This is a genomic window from Flavobacterium sp. 9AF, from assembly GCF_902506265.1.
In the GTDB taxonomy this organism is placed as follows: Bacteria; Bacteroidota; Bacteroidia; order Flavobacteriales; family Flavobacteriaceae; genus Flavobacterium.
This window is the reverse complement of sequence record NZ_LR733561.1, coordinates 54,181-68,348: the sequence shown is the minus strand read 5'-3', so window position 1 is coordinate 68,348 and position 14,168 is coordinate 54,181. Positions and strand designations below refer to the sequence as shown.

18 protein-coding genes are annotated in these 14,168 nt (G+C 29.1%); 7 read left to right on the top strand and 11 right to left on the bottom strand.

Annotated features, from left to right (window positions below):
- The first annotated feature begins 3 nt into the window (after nucleotides 1-3).
- Entirely contained in the window at nucleotides 4-420 is a 417-nt protein-coding gene (locus HALO113_RS14170) for a hypothetical protein (RefSeq protein ID WP_159779747.1), read from the top strand.
- A gap of 477 nt (nucleotides 421-897) precedes the next feature.
- Here HALO113_RS14170 and HALO113_RS14165 read toward each other — a convergent pair whose 3' ends face one another.
- The 11 genes from HALO113_RS14165 to HALO113_RS14115 form a co-directional block, all read right to left on the bottom strand.
- Nucleotides 898-1,272, bottom strand: coding sequence for a hypothetical protein (locus HALO113_RS14165; protein WP_159779746.1), 375 nt, complete (start codon nucleotides 1,270-1,272; stop codon nucleotides 898-900).
- 9 nt (nucleotides 1,273-1,281) lie between these two features.
- The gene (locus tag HALO113_RS14160; protein ID WP_159779745.1) at nucleotides 1,282-2,100 is read right to left on the bottom strand and encodes an N-acetylmuramidase family protein; all 819 of its coding nucleotides are present in this window, start codon (nucleotides 2,098-2,100) and stop codon (nucleotides 1,282-1,284) included.
- Between the two features lie 11 nt (nucleotides 2,101-2,111).
- On the bottom strand, nucleotides 2,112-2,774 hold the full coding sequence (locus tag HALO113_RS14155) for a hypothetical protein (RefSeq protein WP_159779744.1): 663 nt from the start codon (nucleotides 2,772-2,774) through the stop codon (nucleotides 2,112-2,114).
- Nucleotides 2,775-2,779: 5 nt separating this feature from the next.
- Nucleotides 2,780-4,933, bottom strand: coding sequence for a hypothetical protein (locus tag HALO113_RS14150; RefSeq protein WP_159779743.1), 2,154 nt, complete (start codon nucleotides 4,931-4,933; stop codon nucleotides 2,780-2,782).
- Nucleotides 4,934-4,952: 19 nt separating this feature from the next.
- Nucleotides 4,953-5,387: a hypothetical protein gene (locus tag HALO113_RS14145; RefSeq protein WP_159779742.1), complete on the bottom strand. Its 435-nt coding sequence runs from the start codon at nucleotides 5,385-5,387 to the stop codon at nucleotides 4,953-4,955.
- 49 nt (nucleotides 5,388-5,436) lie between these two features.
- Nucleotides 5,437-7,464 (bottom strand): hypothetical protein, encoded by a 2,028-nt coding sequence (locus tag HALO113_RS14140; RefSeq protein ID WP_159779741.1) that lies wholly within the window; start codon nucleotides 7,462-7,464, stop codon nucleotides 5,437-5,439.
- Between the two features lie 56 nt (nucleotides 7,465-7,520).
- Nucleotides 7,521-7,802 (bottom strand): protease inhibitor I42 family protein, encoded by a 282-nt coding sequence (locus HALO113_RS14135; protein WP_159779740.1) that lies wholly within the window; start codon nucleotides 7,800-7,802, stop codon nucleotides 7,521-7,523.
- A gap of 12 nt (nucleotides 7,803-7,814) precedes the next feature.
- The gene (locus HALO113_RS14130) at nucleotides 7,815-8,789 is read right to left on the bottom strand and encodes a C1 family peptidase (RefSeq protein ID WP_159779739.1); all 975 of its coding nucleotides are present in this window, start codon (nucleotides 8,787-8,789) and stop codon (nucleotides 7,815-7,817) included.
- 240 nt (nucleotides 8,790-9,029) lie between these two features.
- Entirely contained in the window at nucleotides 9,030-9,602 is a 573-nt protein-coding gene (locus HALO113_RS14125; RefSeq protein WP_159779738.1) for an alkylphosphonate utilization protein, read from the bottom strand.
- A gap of 2 nt (nucleotides 9,603-9,604) precedes the next feature.
- On the bottom strand, nucleotides 9,605-10,099 hold the full coding sequence (locus HALO113_RS14120; protein WP_159779737.1) for a DUF6646 family protein: 495 nt from the start codon (nucleotides 10,097-10,099) through the stop codon (nucleotides 9,605-9,607).
- 35 nt (nucleotides 10,100-10,134) lie between these two features.
- A complete protein-coding gene (locus HALO113_RS14115) occupies nucleotides 10,135-10,860 on the bottom strand; it encodes a metallophosphoesterase family protein (RefSeq protein WP_159779736.1) in 726 nt (241 codons plus the stop codon).
- Nucleotides 10,861-11,063: 203 nt separating this feature from the next.
- Here HALO113_RS14115 and HALO113_RS14110 point away from each other — a divergent pair, with 203 nt between their 5' ends.
- From HALO113_RS14110 to HALO113_RS14085, 6 genes are read left to right on the top strand one after another with little or no spacing between them, the layout of a single operon-like run.
- Nucleotides 11,064-11,225 (top strand): hypothetical protein, encoded by a 162-nt coding sequence (locus HALO113_RS14110; RefSeq protein WP_159779735.1) that lies wholly within the window; start codon nucleotides 11,064-11,066, stop codon nucleotides 11,223-11,225.
- Between the two features lie 46 nt (nucleotides 11,226-11,271).
- The gene (locus tag HALO113_RS14105) at nucleotides 11,272-11,439 is read left to right on the top strand and encodes a hypothetical protein (protein WP_159779734.1); all 168 of its coding nucleotides are present in this window, start codon (nucleotides 11,272-11,274) and stop codon (nucleotides 11,437-11,439) included.
- Between the two features lie 46 nt (nucleotides 11,440-11,485).
- On the top strand, nucleotides 11,486-11,659 hold the full coding sequence (locus HALO113_RS14100; protein WP_159779733.1) for a hypothetical protein: 174 nt from the start codon (nucleotides 11,486-11,488) through the stop codon (nucleotides 11,657-11,659).
- 44 nt (nucleotides 11,660-11,703) lie between these two features.
- Entirely contained in the window at nucleotides 11,704-11,877 is a 174-nt protein-coding gene (locus HALO113_RS14095; RefSeq protein ID WP_159779732.1) for a hypothetical protein, read from the top strand.
- A 26-nt stretch (nucleotides 11,878-11,903) separates the two neighbouring features.
- Nucleotides 11,904-12,086, top strand: a complete 183-nt coding sequence (locus tag HALO113_RS14090) for a hypothetical protein (RefSeq protein WP_159779731.1) — start codon at nucleotides 11,904-11,906, stop codon at nucleotides 12,084-12,086.
- A gap of 53 nt (nucleotides 12,087-12,139) precedes the next feature.
- Nucleotides 12,140-14,158 (top strand): sensor histidine kinase, encoded by a 2,019-nt coding sequence (locus HALO113_RS14085; RefSeq protein ID WP_159779730.1) that lies wholly within the window; start codon nucleotides 12,140-12,142, stop codon nucleotides 14,156-14,158.
- Nucleotides 14,159-14,168: the final 10 nt, after the last annotated feature.

The following is a 14,168-nucleotide window of genomic DNA, read 5'->3' as shown; positions in this document are numbered from 1 at the left end:
AATATGATACACATAACTAATACAATTAGATTTAATAAATCTTTCGATGAATTTTTAAGAATACACAAAAACAGGTATCAGACTTTTGGAGAAGACAATGATGCTGTTCCAAGAAAAATTTTGACTCGAATTGGAAAAGAAAAATTTAAAGATGAAGCATTAACAATTGAGGAAGTTTTAGAGCTAAAACAACATGTTGAAAATAAAATCAAAGAATTATTATCTACAAGAGTTTTTGAGCCTAATGAAAGAACAGAAATTGAATTTTTAGGACATAAAATAGGATTAAATGGAACACCTTTTGGCAAAAATATACAGGATAATAGGATAGATTCTTTTTATAGAACTTACAAAATTTGTGAAGAATGTCTGCAAGAAAACAAGCCGGTATATTTAAGCATAACAGAAGAAAATGATTAAGATAAACTTCCGACTAACACTTGATATTTTTAATAGATATATATAAGAAAAATTAATATAAGAATGCCTTGCTTAAAATAAGTTTACCTTTTTATACTTAATCCTACTATAGGTTTACAACTCATTTCTAGTCCTGTTATTGGTTTACAATAATAGGACTCTTTATATAATAATTATTCCATATTTTTTTATGTTGTTTATATTATTTTGATGATTATTTTCATATTTAATGTGTTAGATTTAATATCATTTCTATTGTAGGCTAGTATTGCAAATTCGCCTTTACTTTGTGTTTTAAAAAAGTATTAAATTTATTCAAAAGAAATCAGAGCTGAACTATCAAAAAACTGTGACAAAAGTAATTGTGGCAAAAAATTTTGTCACAAAAAAAAAATGTCACAGCTTTTTTTAAAAAATTAAAACGCGAGTGTGTATTTTATCATAGAATGTGCTATCTGGGTTTTTAATTTTTCTTTTTTATGTGATAAGGTAACGATTCCAAGTATGCTCGCCCATTTTTTGTAAACCAGTGCCTAAATTTTGGGTTTCATATTTTTGTTGCGAATAATCTTCAAAGGTAAAAGTGATATAGGTGGTAAAATTTTCATACGTAATTTTCCAATTCCCAAAATGTTCTTCTCTGTTTTGATAAGGCATAGATAAACCACCACCACTAATACTCCTAAACGTTTCAACAACATATTTAAAGGTAAAATCGCCATATAAGAACATGGCATAAGAAATATCTTCATACCAGCCGCCACCAGAATAATCGTTGTCGCTTTTTACGTTTTGTAATCGCAATACTTTATTCGATAAAGTAGTAATCATTTGTTCTATTTGATAACTCATATCATTTTTTTAAGAATATTTTTGATACGCATTGGCCAATTTTTCATCATATTTGTTGGCTTTATAACCCAATCCATTATAACGTGAAGCAAAACCAACCCAATCTTTATTTTGTAAATAAGGAATCAAATGATTGGCTTTTAAAAATAAACCAAAAGCAAAAAGGTGTTCTTTTTCACTAAGATACATCTTTTCTACAAAATTAGCAACAGAAGAATAACCCATTGGCACAGCATTAAAGCCCATAATTTGAAAACAACCCCAAGATGCAGCACAATAAGCAGCTTCTTTAAAAATAGGGTTGGCATTCATTTGAACCGCTTTTTCCAAACGAGAATATTCGGCATCGCCACCTAAATAATATTTTTTAGTCCAAATAGGGTATAAAACATCTGCTGTACTTGTATTTAGATATAAAGAAGGGTCAATTCCTCTTTTTATGAGTTCTTTCCAAAAAATATGCCCTTCAAAAAGAATTTTTGGTTTGCCACTAACTAAAAAACCTTTGCCACTGCTTTCTACTTCGTTTACGGCTTTTACACAAGCTAAATCTAAATTATATACTGTAGCAAAGTCTAGTAAGTCTTTTTCTGAAAGTAATTTATTATTATGTGTGCCAAAAGAACTTAATTCATAAAGTTTTGACCAAGTTTTAACTCCTACAATCCCATCTACCACTAAATTGTTTTTGTATTGAAAATCGCGTACGACAACATCTACTGCTAAGGTAAAAGAATCGGAAACAATTAGATCATAACCTAATTGGGCAAGTAAATCGCATAAGACGGCTACTTCAGGTGCTTTATTATTGTATTGTATGGTTCTCATGAGAATAAATATTATAAAAAATGATTGCTAATAATTTCTGGATACGAAAGCGATTGCAAGCTATCCAGCCCAGATATTTTAATGGAATTAAAGATAAAATCGGTTGTTTGATTGAAATTTTCTTGTTCTTTTTTAGCAGAAGAAAAGGTTTCGATTCCCAAAGAATAATAGATTTTATTTTCAATTTTAAAGCGTGTTAATTCAATGCCACTGCCTTCATCAATTAAAGTTTCTCCTGAGACAATTTTATTTTTAGTTGTGTCTAGTTTAAGAAGTAATCTTTCTTTGTCAATTTTAATCCAGGCATTTTGGTCAAAACCATTAAAAGTAAAAAGAGCAATTATTTTTTCGGTTTCAGGGTCATTTCCAATAGTTTCAAAACTGTATTTTTCCCAGATATTGACAATGCCTTGATTATTATTGTTGAATTTTTGTGGTCCTTTATCTTCAATAAGTAGTTTTACTTCTAGTTTCGATTTCTGTTCGCCATCAATCAGTTTTGGTTCTCTAATTTTAACACCTAAATGCGTGCTTTTAATTAATTTTAAATAATAATCTTGTCTAGAGAAAGTGTCCTTATTTTTAAAAGCAGCATTATTTTGGTTAAACCAATAAGCAATAGTTTCAAAAGCATTTGACTTGAGCAACCATCTTGTTTCTATACTTTTTTGCATGATGTTTAAGGATTGTTTTTTGGAATACTAAGGATAGAAGAAGTTAAAAAGTCAAAATCAAAAGTTTCATTGCCTATTATATTTTCATCTAAATCATAATAGTTCACATCACAAGCAATACTAGTATTTACAATTGCTGTATTTTTAATGATAAAATTGAAAAGAACGGGTTTGTTAAAATCACTCTTTAGCTTTTCAATAATAAACAGACTTCCCGTATCGTTAACGGTTAATTTAATTTGAAGTTTGTTTGTTTTTTTATCTTGATTTTGAATTTGAACCTGTAAATACCGGTTATAGGCTGTGGATGAAGAAACAATTTGATTAAATTCGTCACTTATTTTTTCAATACTTTCAAAGTCAAAATAGATATCTTTTAAGGTATTGGTTGTAAAATTAGTATTCAAATCCACCAAATTGATTTCTGAAGATGTATTACTATTCAGTAAAGGATAGTTAGAGAAAAGCATACTATTGTAGTGCATGTTGTTATTGCTATCTATTGTTAAAGCCGATTTTAATTTACATTGTGAGATAGAAATATTGGTAACTACAATTTTTTTAGTATTTTCTTCATACGTAGAGGCTACAATTTCACCAATAGTCTTTTCTAAATTGATGTCTATAACAGCAGTGTCTTTGATTTCTTTATGTTTAAAATTGATGTTTGCATATTGAGAAATAGAATTATTGATGGCATTGATTAATATACTAGCTTCGTTTAAATCTTCTATGGTCAGTGACATTAAAAAATGTTTGCCATCTACACTTATGGCTGCATTTTGTAGCAAATGATTGCCACTGATTTCATAATCTGCATTAATGTCTGTTGGGTAAATGAAACGTACATCATTGATAAAATCAGGATTAGTACCATCTAAAAAATTATTGTTTTTTAAATCGATTTTTAGTTTAGCCAATTCATATTCAGAGACATTAGGTCCAATGGCAAATTGGAAATTAATTTTTGAAATATCCTCTGTTAAGCCAGTTCCATCTTCAAAGGCATGAAAAATGGTTTCTATACAGGGTTTCATGGTATCTGTATCTCTACTAATATGATATCTTTTTGGGATTAGTAAAAACTCATTAGCAGTTGTAGTAGATTTATAAATGGATAATTTATCAAAATTTACTCCGGGTACAAAAATTTGTTGGTACTGAGAAAAATCTTCGTTTAAATTGAACGGATTGTTTATAAAACCACCATCCACGGTTTTATAAAGACTGTTAGCTGGATTGTTTGCCAATGGATAATTTATGGTTTTACTTATTTTTAATAAGAAGGTGCTTTTTACAAATTCAGGAAGTGTTTTTACACCTTTTATATCCAATTTTTTTTCAGTTTGAATGGTTCTTATATCTCTCCTAATATCTGCTTTTTGAGTTCTTATAGTATTTACAATAAGAGGTTTCTCAATAATTGTTTTACTAGTTTGAATTTTGTTTTTGTCTTGCAGGTTAATGTTTAGTAGTGATCTGTTTACCAAAAAATCTTTTGCAAAAATGAAGTTTTTCTTAAATTTAGAATAGCCTTTGAAATCGAAAAACAAATCTAAATTGCATTTGAAATCATTGATGTTAGTAGTTAAATTTTGGAACGCAATTTTAACTGCTTCATTTTTAAGGTGGAAAGTAATTTCTTTTTTAGCAGTGTCTACAACACCATTTATTTTAACAGTTTGCCCAGTTACTTTTAAGTTTAGAATGACTTCTTTTAAACTAAGTGTAATGTTTTGTTGAGTGGCAGAAACGACTTTGTTTTTTTCTGTATATTTCAGTGTTATTTTTCCGGCAAGTCCTTTATTTTGTCCAGCGCTGTCTAAAATATTTTCATAATAGAAAAGCGTATTGTTATTAGGTAAGACTTCTACTTCTGGGAAAGATAGTATTATTTTGGGATTTGTATAATCTTTAAAAGTTGAGGTTTCATTGATTTTTTGATGGTCTTCAATAAGCGGATAATATTCCTTTTGAGCGAAAACATTAATAAATACAGGTTTAATATGTATAGAAGAAATAACAGGATGTTCAATAACTGTAAAATTTGTAGCTTTAGTATTCTTGAATGAAGTGCTTGGTTTTGAAGCTTGTAAGTTGAATCGATTTACAGGAACTAGTTTTGTTCCTTGTAATTTTAATGTTTTTTCGGTTGGCATAATTTTAATTTTAGCATTGTTAATCTATACCAATAACTTTTTCAGCTATTGTAACGTTTAGAAAGGAAGTTGAAAATGTTTTAGCGGTTTCCAAAACCTCATATTCTTTTACTTCATTTGTGTTTATAGTGGTGAGTATTTGTGTTCTAATTTTTAGGATACTTGGTTTTTCATTTTTTACGAAATCAAAAACAAAAGCATTAGTAGAGTCGGTCATATCATTCCATGTACTAGGTACAAGTGCATCTATTTCATTTCCATTTCTATTCTTTGTTTTAAGAAAAGTTTGGTTTTTGGTATTCCATAATCGACTTGAACTTTTCCAAATATAGGCTCCAGATGAATTGGGAAAACCAACTTCTACAGCTATTATATTTACGGAACGGATATCGTTATTCATTTCTTTTAAAGAAATAATTACTTGAATTTTTTTGAAAGGAGAATTGGTTTCCATGGTTTTTATATTAAAAAAGGGGAAAAACTTTCCCCTTTTGTAAGTTTTTTTATTCTTCCATAAAGGTTGCTCTGATTTTCTCAATATCTTTATTTTGAGCATCAGTTCCAGCTGGAATTTCAAATAATACATCTCCTTCTTGATAGTCTAATTCAATGAAAGGTGTAGAAACCGATACTTTTTTAGATTTTGATCCAATTTTTCCTTTGCAAGTATATTTTATTTTATACTTTGTAGGTTTAATATTATAATCAGCTTCATACCAAGCACGGTACGGAATCATATCTTCAAAATTATCAGCAGTAAACTTGAATTTTTTAGTAGCCATTTTATCTACTTTTAGAGTTACTTCAAGAGTATCACATTCAAATAACTCTTCGGTTGATAAGGTATAATTGATCATGTTTTGAATAGGAAGAGGTACAAAAACTTTGGTACCATCAAATTCATATTCGTTGACCGTATCTTTTAGTTTAATTCTTTTGTCTTTTTCATACATCACATTTTGACGTATTTTGATTTTTCCTGGAGTACTATTTTTTACAAAATCAAATACAAAGGCATTTTTTTCTTTGGTTTTATCCATCCAAGTGGCTGGGAAAATAGCATCTATTTCTTTACCTGATTTTGAAGTGGTTTTTACATAAGGATTTCCTTCTGGAGCAATCATTCTTCCTGAACTTTTCCAAACAATATTGCCTTTCGAATCAGGATAGCCTACTTCTAAAGAAACAGCACTAACCGGACTATCGTTGGCAATGTCTCCATCTTTATCTAGTTTAATTAAACCACCGTTTAAGGCAGCTATTACTTGAACTTTTTGGAAATCTTCATCAAGTCGAACTTCAGTAATGTATTTTTTTAAGTCTTCTTTTGCTGCATCACCAGATTTAGTTGTAAGAGGTGTTAGATTGCCACTTATTGTACTTTCCATTACATTTACTGCTGTAAATCTAATTTCGTCCTCAAATTTCAGTTCTCTAATTTGTTTACCCGATTTTAGACTTACACCTACACTTATTCCTCCTGTGAAAATACTAAATAAACCTAATGAATTACTTGGTGTTTCTGCTGGTGTAAATTGTTTCTCAGGTTTGTCAAATATTTCTTTTTGTAAGATTTGAAAAGCAAACTCTCTTTGTTTCGTTAGTAATTCTTGTTCGTATCTTTTTCTTTCTTCATTTGAAAACTGCTCATCGGTAAAGATTTCACTAATGATACCGCCTTCTGTTTTAATTTTTTCATATTCGTGTTCCCATTTCAAACTAGCCCAAACGCCTACATTTAAATTTGCTTTTGCAGAAAAATAAGAGTGAACTCTTTTAACATCAATAGTGGTTTTTATAATGGTTGTTGGTAAGAATCCTTTATATTTAATAGCATTCTGAACAACTAAATTATTATTTCCGTTTTCTAAAGAAGATTTTACAAGAGAAGCACTATTTCTTCCCATCAATACTGAAAAAGCATTTTCACCAAGTCCAAATGTTGTTCCGTTTCCATCACCTTGTACATTGAAAGACCAAGGATTTTGTCCATCAAAAGGTAAGTTTTCATCATCTTTTCCAATGATGTGCATGGATATTTTGTTCTCAGTTAATTGAATTGGTCTGACATTGGTTTCATTAAAATCTCTATCAACTCCTTTTGTGAAAGAGAATAAACCAAATAATTTGGATTGTCTTTGATTTCTGTATTCTGTATGTAATTTTTCTTTAAGCTTATCAATCGCTTTTTTCAATACTTGTTCTGGAACATCAATGGTTGAGGTTAATGTTGTAAATCCTCCTGCTTCTTCTTCTAAACCTTCAGCACCAATCACCGTTGATGAATCTCCCTCAGATTTGAATATTTGCATTGAAAATTTATATTTTCCATCTTTAACAGGTTCCTTAGCTAAACGAGGTGCTTTTGGATAATAATAAAATTGCATTGCTTTATTAGCGGCTCTTAGTTCATTATTATGTGGATCTGGCGAAAAGAGTAGTGTGTAATCTACTCCATCTTCGTTTTCTAATAAAATTTCTACTGTTCCTGCTCCCGCATGAGGGTAGCCAAGAGGTGTTACATTTGCCATAATTTGTTTATTTTAAGACTTTTTCCTACTCTTTTTGGGCTTTTCGGACTTCTCCCTTATTTAATTTTGATAGTAATTTTTTTGGAATTAATGGGTTCAATATCTTTTTCCCATGCTCTACAATACTTAAAAGTGATTACTTCATGGCCATGTTGTAAAGCAGTTATTTCAAAAAGAATTTCATGAGTTTGTCCAATTACATTTCGTTCAATTGGAAGATGTATTTTGTTAATGGACACGTGTGTTAAATTCGTTGGCTCATATTCCCATTGATATCCTGTTGATGGATTTTCTTCTAATGCAACTTGGTGCGTTTCACCCACATTTAAGTGTATCATAGGAATTATTGTTTAAAAGTTATTGGTATTGAAGAAACTAGAACTTACCATGGACCAGAAGTCTACTGCTAATCCTTTTAATACATATTCATAAGGTAAGTAGCCATATCCTGAACTTCCCCATGACGTGCCCCAAGAGTTTCTAATCAAAAGGGCTCCTGTTGTTTTTGGACCATTGTAACCATTTTGTATCACAATATTATCGTCATAACCTACTACTACAACAGCATGACCACCTACAACTTTATCACCATATTTTGGATAAGGTATTTTACCGCCATTACTTCCTGCTTGGGAAATAGAATTGTATACTGTAAATCCAAACATGGACGGAAAACCTGCTGCTGCATAATTCTTTACATTTGTTAAAATTGTGGATGGACTACTACCCACTGGGTCAAGTCGGTAATAAGTTGTAGCTTTATAATTCGAGGCGAATTGATAATTAAAACCTGTCGGTTCTCTTTCAAAAGGATCATTAAGTGAACCATTGGCACCAGTTTTATAATCGCTATATGGCCAATATTCCTCTGGACAAATTCCAAAACCAGCCATTGCTTTCATAGTAGTTCTTAAATAAGCCCCAGTATCACCAGTCCATTTTAATAAATTACGTGTGACTTTGTATAGGAACAATCTAGAAGCCTCTAAATGGACTCCATACGCTCTTCTTTGGTAATATTCTAACAGCCCAACTCCTGCATTTGCTGTACACGACCCTAATTGACCCTGATTCTCAATAGGTGAGCACCAGGCTCTTAAATCTACACTACTGGCTAATTTTACAGGAGCGCTTGCGGTTAAAGCACTTGTTTTTTTACTTTTACTGTTGCTTTTAGTCGCACCTTTACTGTCTCCACTTACTGGATTAAATTTCATAGTAGCATTTGAAAAAATACTTTTTACTTCTTCAGATTCAGATGAATAATCTCTAAAATCTGGAAGATCAGGCATCCAACCTAATCCATACTCTTCATTAGTTGTCATAATCTCTTGTTTTAATATTGTTTATTTTACTTGATTTTGATTTTGTAAAATTGAAATTATTTAAAATGTTGTGAAAGAGCAGGTTGCCTGATTTTAATTGGGTCAAAGCCCCTTTTTTGATATTGCTTTTTTAGTAGTTGTTAAGGTAATTATCCTTTTATAACAAGGGGAATAGTTGTATAAAAAAAAGGGATTCGTTACTACGAATCCCTTTTTTTAATAAAATAATTTATTTCTATTTTATTTAGTTTTTTTAACGTATTGGGTTAATATGACAATGTGTTGATTTTCTACACGTCCTTCAATTTGTTCGGCATTATCCCAAACTAATTTAATATTATGAACTGCAGCACCTCTTTTTGCAGTAAAATTAGCACCTTTTACATCTAAATCTTTGATTAAAACAACAGAATCTCCGTCTTGAAGAATATTACCATTCGAATCTTTGTGGATTATTTTTCCTTCATCATCATCCGCTTCACCAGTCGCTTTTGCCCATTCCAAAGATTCTTCATCTAAATACATCATTTCGAGCATGTCTATATTTTTTAATCTGGCATGCATTCTCCATGAAACAATTTGAACAGGCAGGTTTTCATTCCACATGGCATCATTTAGACATCTCCAATGATTTGAATCAAGATCTGTATTTTTTTCTATTTGATCAACACAAATCTTACAAGCTAAAATAGAATGATTTAGGTTTTCTTCTGTATAAGGTGGGATATTGTAAACTAATAAATCATGTTCATTTCCACAAAGTTCACACTTAGAATCACTTCTGTCTTTTAATTTTTTTTCTATTACACTCATAATTATAAATTAAAACTGGTGCCAATTGAAAAATTAAATTGGTTATTATATTTTTCAAAACCTACAGGATCATTATCATAGGTAGCAATAGGGAATTGAATTTCGCTGTAAAGACCAAATCCTTCAGTAAAGAAATACCTTAATCCTAAATGAGCACCAAAATTTTTAACTCCAATATTAAGCCCAGGATAGATGTCTAATTTTTCTTCTACATCAAAAATATCTGCAATGTTAGCATTAAATCTTGCTCTTATATCAAATCGATCGTCAAAATTTGGTTTTTCACCTAAGACTTCTTCCACACCTAATAAGTAGGTTGAGGTAAAACCAAATGACATGTTTTTTCCAAGTCCCATATCATAAGTAGCTATAATTCCAGTTCCATGATCTTGTATATTTGCTCCAACTTGAAATTTTTTATCTCCTTTTCCAGAGAAAACTTGTGCATTAGTTATTCCAAATAAGAATAAAGCTAATAATAATACTATTTTTTTCATTTTGATTTATTTTGCCACAAAGATAAAAATATTAGTTAATTTCTTCCTTTTTCTTCTGGATAAAGCTCATTAACAGGTTGGCTTTGCCAAAATTGTTTGGTATGAATATTTAAAATCGTTATTGCACCTTTAAAAGCAGCACCTGTATCTATGTTCCAAATATTAGCAACATTGTAAGGCGTTGATTTACCAATTAGTGTCACAGGTGTGTGACCTATATAGATCTCTTTATATAGTTTAAATCTTTTAGGGTAATAAGGATCAGAAATATTTAATTCTGGGTTGAGTCCTAAGGCACATTCCCAAAGTGTTCTGTCCCAATAAAAAAGCGGTTTAAAATATTCGAAGGTAACTCCTTTTAAATTAGTGAAACCAGCATGTATAAACAATCTATTTTCTTCATCAATATGATAAGGTAACAAAGCTTCTAAAAAAGCAATGTGTTGGTTGATAAGGGTTTGATTTAGATTAGAATAAGCATTTTTTGTTGTTTGCCCGCCGTGTTGTAACCATTCGTTATTATATTCCTTAGTTTTTAAGTAATTAAGTAATAAATCATCATGGTTACCTCTTAAGAAGATACAATTTCTTTTTTGGTTTAACGTTATTAAATATTCTATGACTTCTTTAGAATCGCTCCATCCATCTACATAATCTCCTAAAAATATAATGGTATCATTTTCTTGAAATTTTACTTTATTCATAACTTGTTCTAGAGCTTTCAATCCTCCATGTATATCACCTATAACGTATGTGTTCATTATTGTATTAAATTATTATAAAACAATCAGATATGATGCTGAAACTTTAACAAAATCGGCAGAAAACTTGTAAAATTAAAATTTTGTAACACCTTATTTTTGAAAAAACAAAAATAAGGTGTTACAAATTATTTTTTTCAACACTCTTAACTTTTGTCAAAGTAACAAAAATAAAATTATAAACAAATTTAATACTTAGTGAGATGAAAAAAATTACTTTTTATGCAATGATAGTATTATCTTCTTTCTTAGTTGTTTCCTGTACAACTGATGCTTATGATAGTGAGATGGATAATAATTCAACTACAGTTCAATCTAATGACAATATAGAAACAGATCCTGTTATAATTCCTAAAAAAGATTAATAAAAATCAAATTTAGCCTCAAATTAATAAAAATAAATATAACCTTATGAAAAAAAAGATTTTAACCTTAGCCATTATTTTAACAGTTTCTATGTCAACTGTTTCTTGTACAACCGATGCATACGATACTGAAATTGATCAAAGTAATACGTCAATTCAATCCGATGATTTAGAAGTTGAAACAGACCCTGTTATTATTCCCAAGAAAGATTAACAAAAATCAAATTTAGCCTCAAATTAACAAAATAAAATATAATATTATGAAAAAAGCAATTTTAACCTTAGTAATTATTTTCACAGTTTCTATATCAACCGTTTCTTGTACAACTGATGCATATGATTCAGAAATTGATCAAAACAATATTTCTGTTAACTTGGACGATTTAGAATCGACTGTTGAAACGGATCCTGTTATAATTCCCAAAAAAGATTAATAAAATCAAATTTAGCCTCAAATTAATAAAATAAATATAATATTATGAAAAAAGCAATTTTAACCTTAGTAATTATTTTCACATTTTCTATATCAATTGTTTCTTGCACAACTGATGCATATGATTCAGAAATTGATCAAAACAACATTTCTGTTGACTCAGACGATTTAGAAGAGACTGTTGAAACAGATCCCGTTATAATTCCTAAAAAAGATTAATAATAATTAATTAAATATAATTCTTTATGAAAAAAGTTGTATGTTCTTTAAGTGTACTTTTAGCTATTTCGTTTTTTGTAATTTCTTATTTAAGAATAACTTTAGATTCTGAAAATTTAGAGATTCAACAAGAGATTCGACAAGATAAAATAATTCTTTTAGGAAAAAGTAATTCTTATAGTCCAATACTTATTATTAAGAACGACTAAGTCTAAAAAGAAATTATTAAATTTGTTAATCAACATAATTTAATACTGTCTTTTTGAAATATATATTTTACTTTTTAATAGCATTATTTTTACTAAATTGTTCTAAAAAAGATCAAGAGAAAATAGATTTTGATATACAAAATCAAAAAATTAATAATTACCTCTCTTTAGCCCAAAAAGAAACTATTTCAAAAGAAATGAGAATTAGGTTTGGTGATTTAGCCTATGAGATTATAAAAAATCAAAAAAATGATTCTATTACTAGACGAAATTATTTCAAAGTAGCCAACAGGTATTTTCCATTATATGAGTTGGAAAAATACAAGAAAGTTACAAACGAAGTTCTTATGTTAGGAAAAGCAAGTAATGATTCGGCAACCATTGGTAAAGCAATGTATTACTTAGGAGATTATTTTTTTGAAAATGCTAGAAATGATAGTGCTTATTGGTATTATAATAATGCAGAAAAAATATACAATAAAATAGATGACAAGGAAAATTTAGCTAATACAATTCTGCACAAAGCTTATGTTCTAAGATTTGAAAAAGATTTTTTAGGAAGTGAAACAGCCACTATTAAAGCTTTAGATATTTCAGAAAAGATATCAGATAAATTACTTATTTATCAATGTTATGGAAATTTAGGCATTTCACTCGCTGGGCTCGGTAACTATGAAAAAGCACTATATTATCATGAAAAGGCTTTATCACAAATTGAAAAACTAAAGGATAATTACCTATATGAAGATTTTAGAGCCCAAACTTTTAACAACATTGGCTTGGTTTACCAAAACAATGGACAACATGAGAAGGCAATTGAAAATTTTTCTCAAGGTTTGAAAATTGAAAATTTACTAAAAAAACAACCTGTATTATATTCCTCACTTTTAGATAATTATGCATACTCTAAGTTTAAACTCAATAATAATAAAGGATTTGAAGAATTAAATAGAGCATTATATTTAAGAGATAGTATCAATAATATTGCAGGAATTATAAAAAGTAAAATTCATTTAACTGAATATTATCTTTCAATTTCAAATGATTCAAAGGCATTAAAACTCAACAATGAAGCCTATTATCTTGCAAAAGAATCAAAATATAATAACGAAATTTTAAAGACCCTAGATTTATTTACTAAAATTAATCCGTCAAACGGATTGAGTTATGCTAAGGAATATATCAAATTGAGTGATAGTCTTTATGATGTTGAAAGAGCAACAAGAAATAAGCTTGCAAGAATTGAATATGAAACGGATGAAATAATTCATGAAAACCTTGAAATTTCAAGTCAAAAGAAAACGATTCTTACTGTATCAATTCTAGTTGCTTTCATTGGGGCACTATTATTTATAATTTTATTTCAAAGAGCAAAACAAAAAGAGTTATTATTTACACAACAACAACAAAAAGCAAACGAAGAAATATATCAACTAATGCTTGATCAACAAACTAAAATTGATGAAGTAAAAAATGTCGAAAAAAATAGAATAGCTAGAGAATTACATGATGGAATTATGAATAAACTAGCAAGTACAAGACTTAATTTGTTTATTCTAACAAAAAGAAATGATGAAGAAACCATAAAAAAGTGTATCGGACATATAAACGAAATTCAAAATATTGAAAAGGAAGTACGTGTTATAGCTCACGAACTTAGTAATGATACATTTTCTGAAAAAGGAAATTTTAAAACTATTTTAACCGAATTGTTGACAGAGCAAAATGAATTATACTCTGCAAATTGTATTTATGATATTGATAAGGATATCAATTGGGAGAATATTGATATAGAAATCAAAATGAATTTATATCGAATATTACAAGAAGCACTAAATAATTGTAATAAGTATGCCAATGCAGAAAATATTTATGTTAACATTGATAAACAAGAAAAAATTGTAACTTTACAAATAACTGATGATGGAGATGGCTTTAACGCTACTAAAGCAAGAAAAGGAATAGGAATGAAAAATATGATGCAAAGAACGGAAGCAGTCAACGGAGAATTTAATATCAATTCAGAATTAGGAAAAGGAACAACTATAATTATTAAACTACCAATCAATTAAAATATATAAA

What these genes read in the sequence shown, in the direction of transcription:
- HALO113_RS14090 (WP_159779731.1), top strand. Translation starts at nt 11,904, where the DNA reads ATGAAAAAAGTTGTATGTTCTTTAAGTGTACTTTTAGCTATTTCGTTT.
- HALO113_RS14165 (WP_159779746.1), bottom strand. Translation starts at nt 1,272, where the DNA reads ATGAGTTATCAAATAGAACAAATGATTACTACTTTATCGAATAAAGTA.
- HALO113_RS14170 (WP_159779747.1), top strand. Translation starts at nt 4, where the DNA reads ATGATACACATAACTAATACAATTAGATTTAATAAATCTTTCGATGAA.
- HALO113_RS14140 (WP_159779741.1), bottom strand. Translation starts at nt 7,464, where the DNA reads ATGGCAAATGTAACACCTCTTGGCTACCCTCATGCGGGAGCAGGAACA.
- HALO113_RS14095 (WP_159779732.1), top strand. Translation starts at nt 11,704, where the DNA reads ATGAAAAAAGCAATTTTAACCTTAGTAATTATTTTCACATTTTCTATA.
- HALO113_RS14125 (WP_159779738.1), bottom strand. Translation starts at nt 9,602, where the DNA reads ATGAGTGTAATAGAAAAAAAATTAAAAGACAGAAGTGATTCTAAGTGT.
- HALO113_RS14105 (WP_159779734.1), top strand. Translation starts at nt 11,272, where the DNA reads ATGAAAAAAAAGATTTTAACCTTAGCCATTATTTTAACAGTTTCTATG.
- HALO113_RS14155 (WP_159779744.1), bottom strand. Translation starts at nt 2,774, where the DNA reads ATGCAAAAAAGTATAGAAACAAGATGGTTGCTCAAGTCAAATGCTTTT.
- HALO113_RS14150 (WP_159779743.1), bottom strand. Translation starts at nt 4,933, where the DNA reads ATGCCAACCGAAAAAACATTAAAATTACAAGGAACAAAACTAGTTCCT.
- HALO113_RS14115 (WP_159779736.1), bottom strand. Translation starts at nt 10,860, where the DNA reads ATGAACACATACGTTATAGGTGATATACATGGAGGATTGAAAGCTCTA.
- HALO113_RS14130 (WP_159779739.1), bottom strand. Translation starts at nt 8,789, where the DNA reads ATGACAACTAATGAAGAGTATGGATTAGGTTGGATGCCTGATCTTCCA.
- HALO113_RS14135 (WP_159779740.1), bottom strand. Translation starts at nt 7,802, where the DNA reads ATGATACACTTAAATGTGGGTGAAACGCACCAAGTTGCATTAGAAGAA.
- HALO113_RS14160 (WP_159779745.1), bottom strand. Translation starts at nt 2,100, where the DNA reads ATGAGAACCATACAATACAATAATAAAGCACCTGAAGTAGCCGTCTTA.
- HALO113_RS14100 (WP_159779733.1), top strand. Translation starts at nt 11,486, where the DNA reads ATGAAAAAAGCAATTTTAACCTTAGTAATTATTTTCACAGTTTCTATA.
- HALO113_RS14110 (WP_159779735.1), top strand. Translation starts at nt 11,064, where the DNA reads ATGAAAAAAATTACTTTTTATGCAATGATAGTATTATCTTCTTTCTTA.
- HALO113_RS14145 (WP_159779742.1), bottom strand. Translation starts at nt 5,387, where the DNA reads ATGGAAACCAATTCTCCTTTCAAAAAAATTCAAGTAATTATTTCTTTA.
- HALO113_RS14120 (WP_159779737.1), bottom strand. Translation starts at nt 10,099, where the DNA reads ATGAAAAAAATAGTATTATTATTAGCTTTATTCTTATTTGGAATAACT.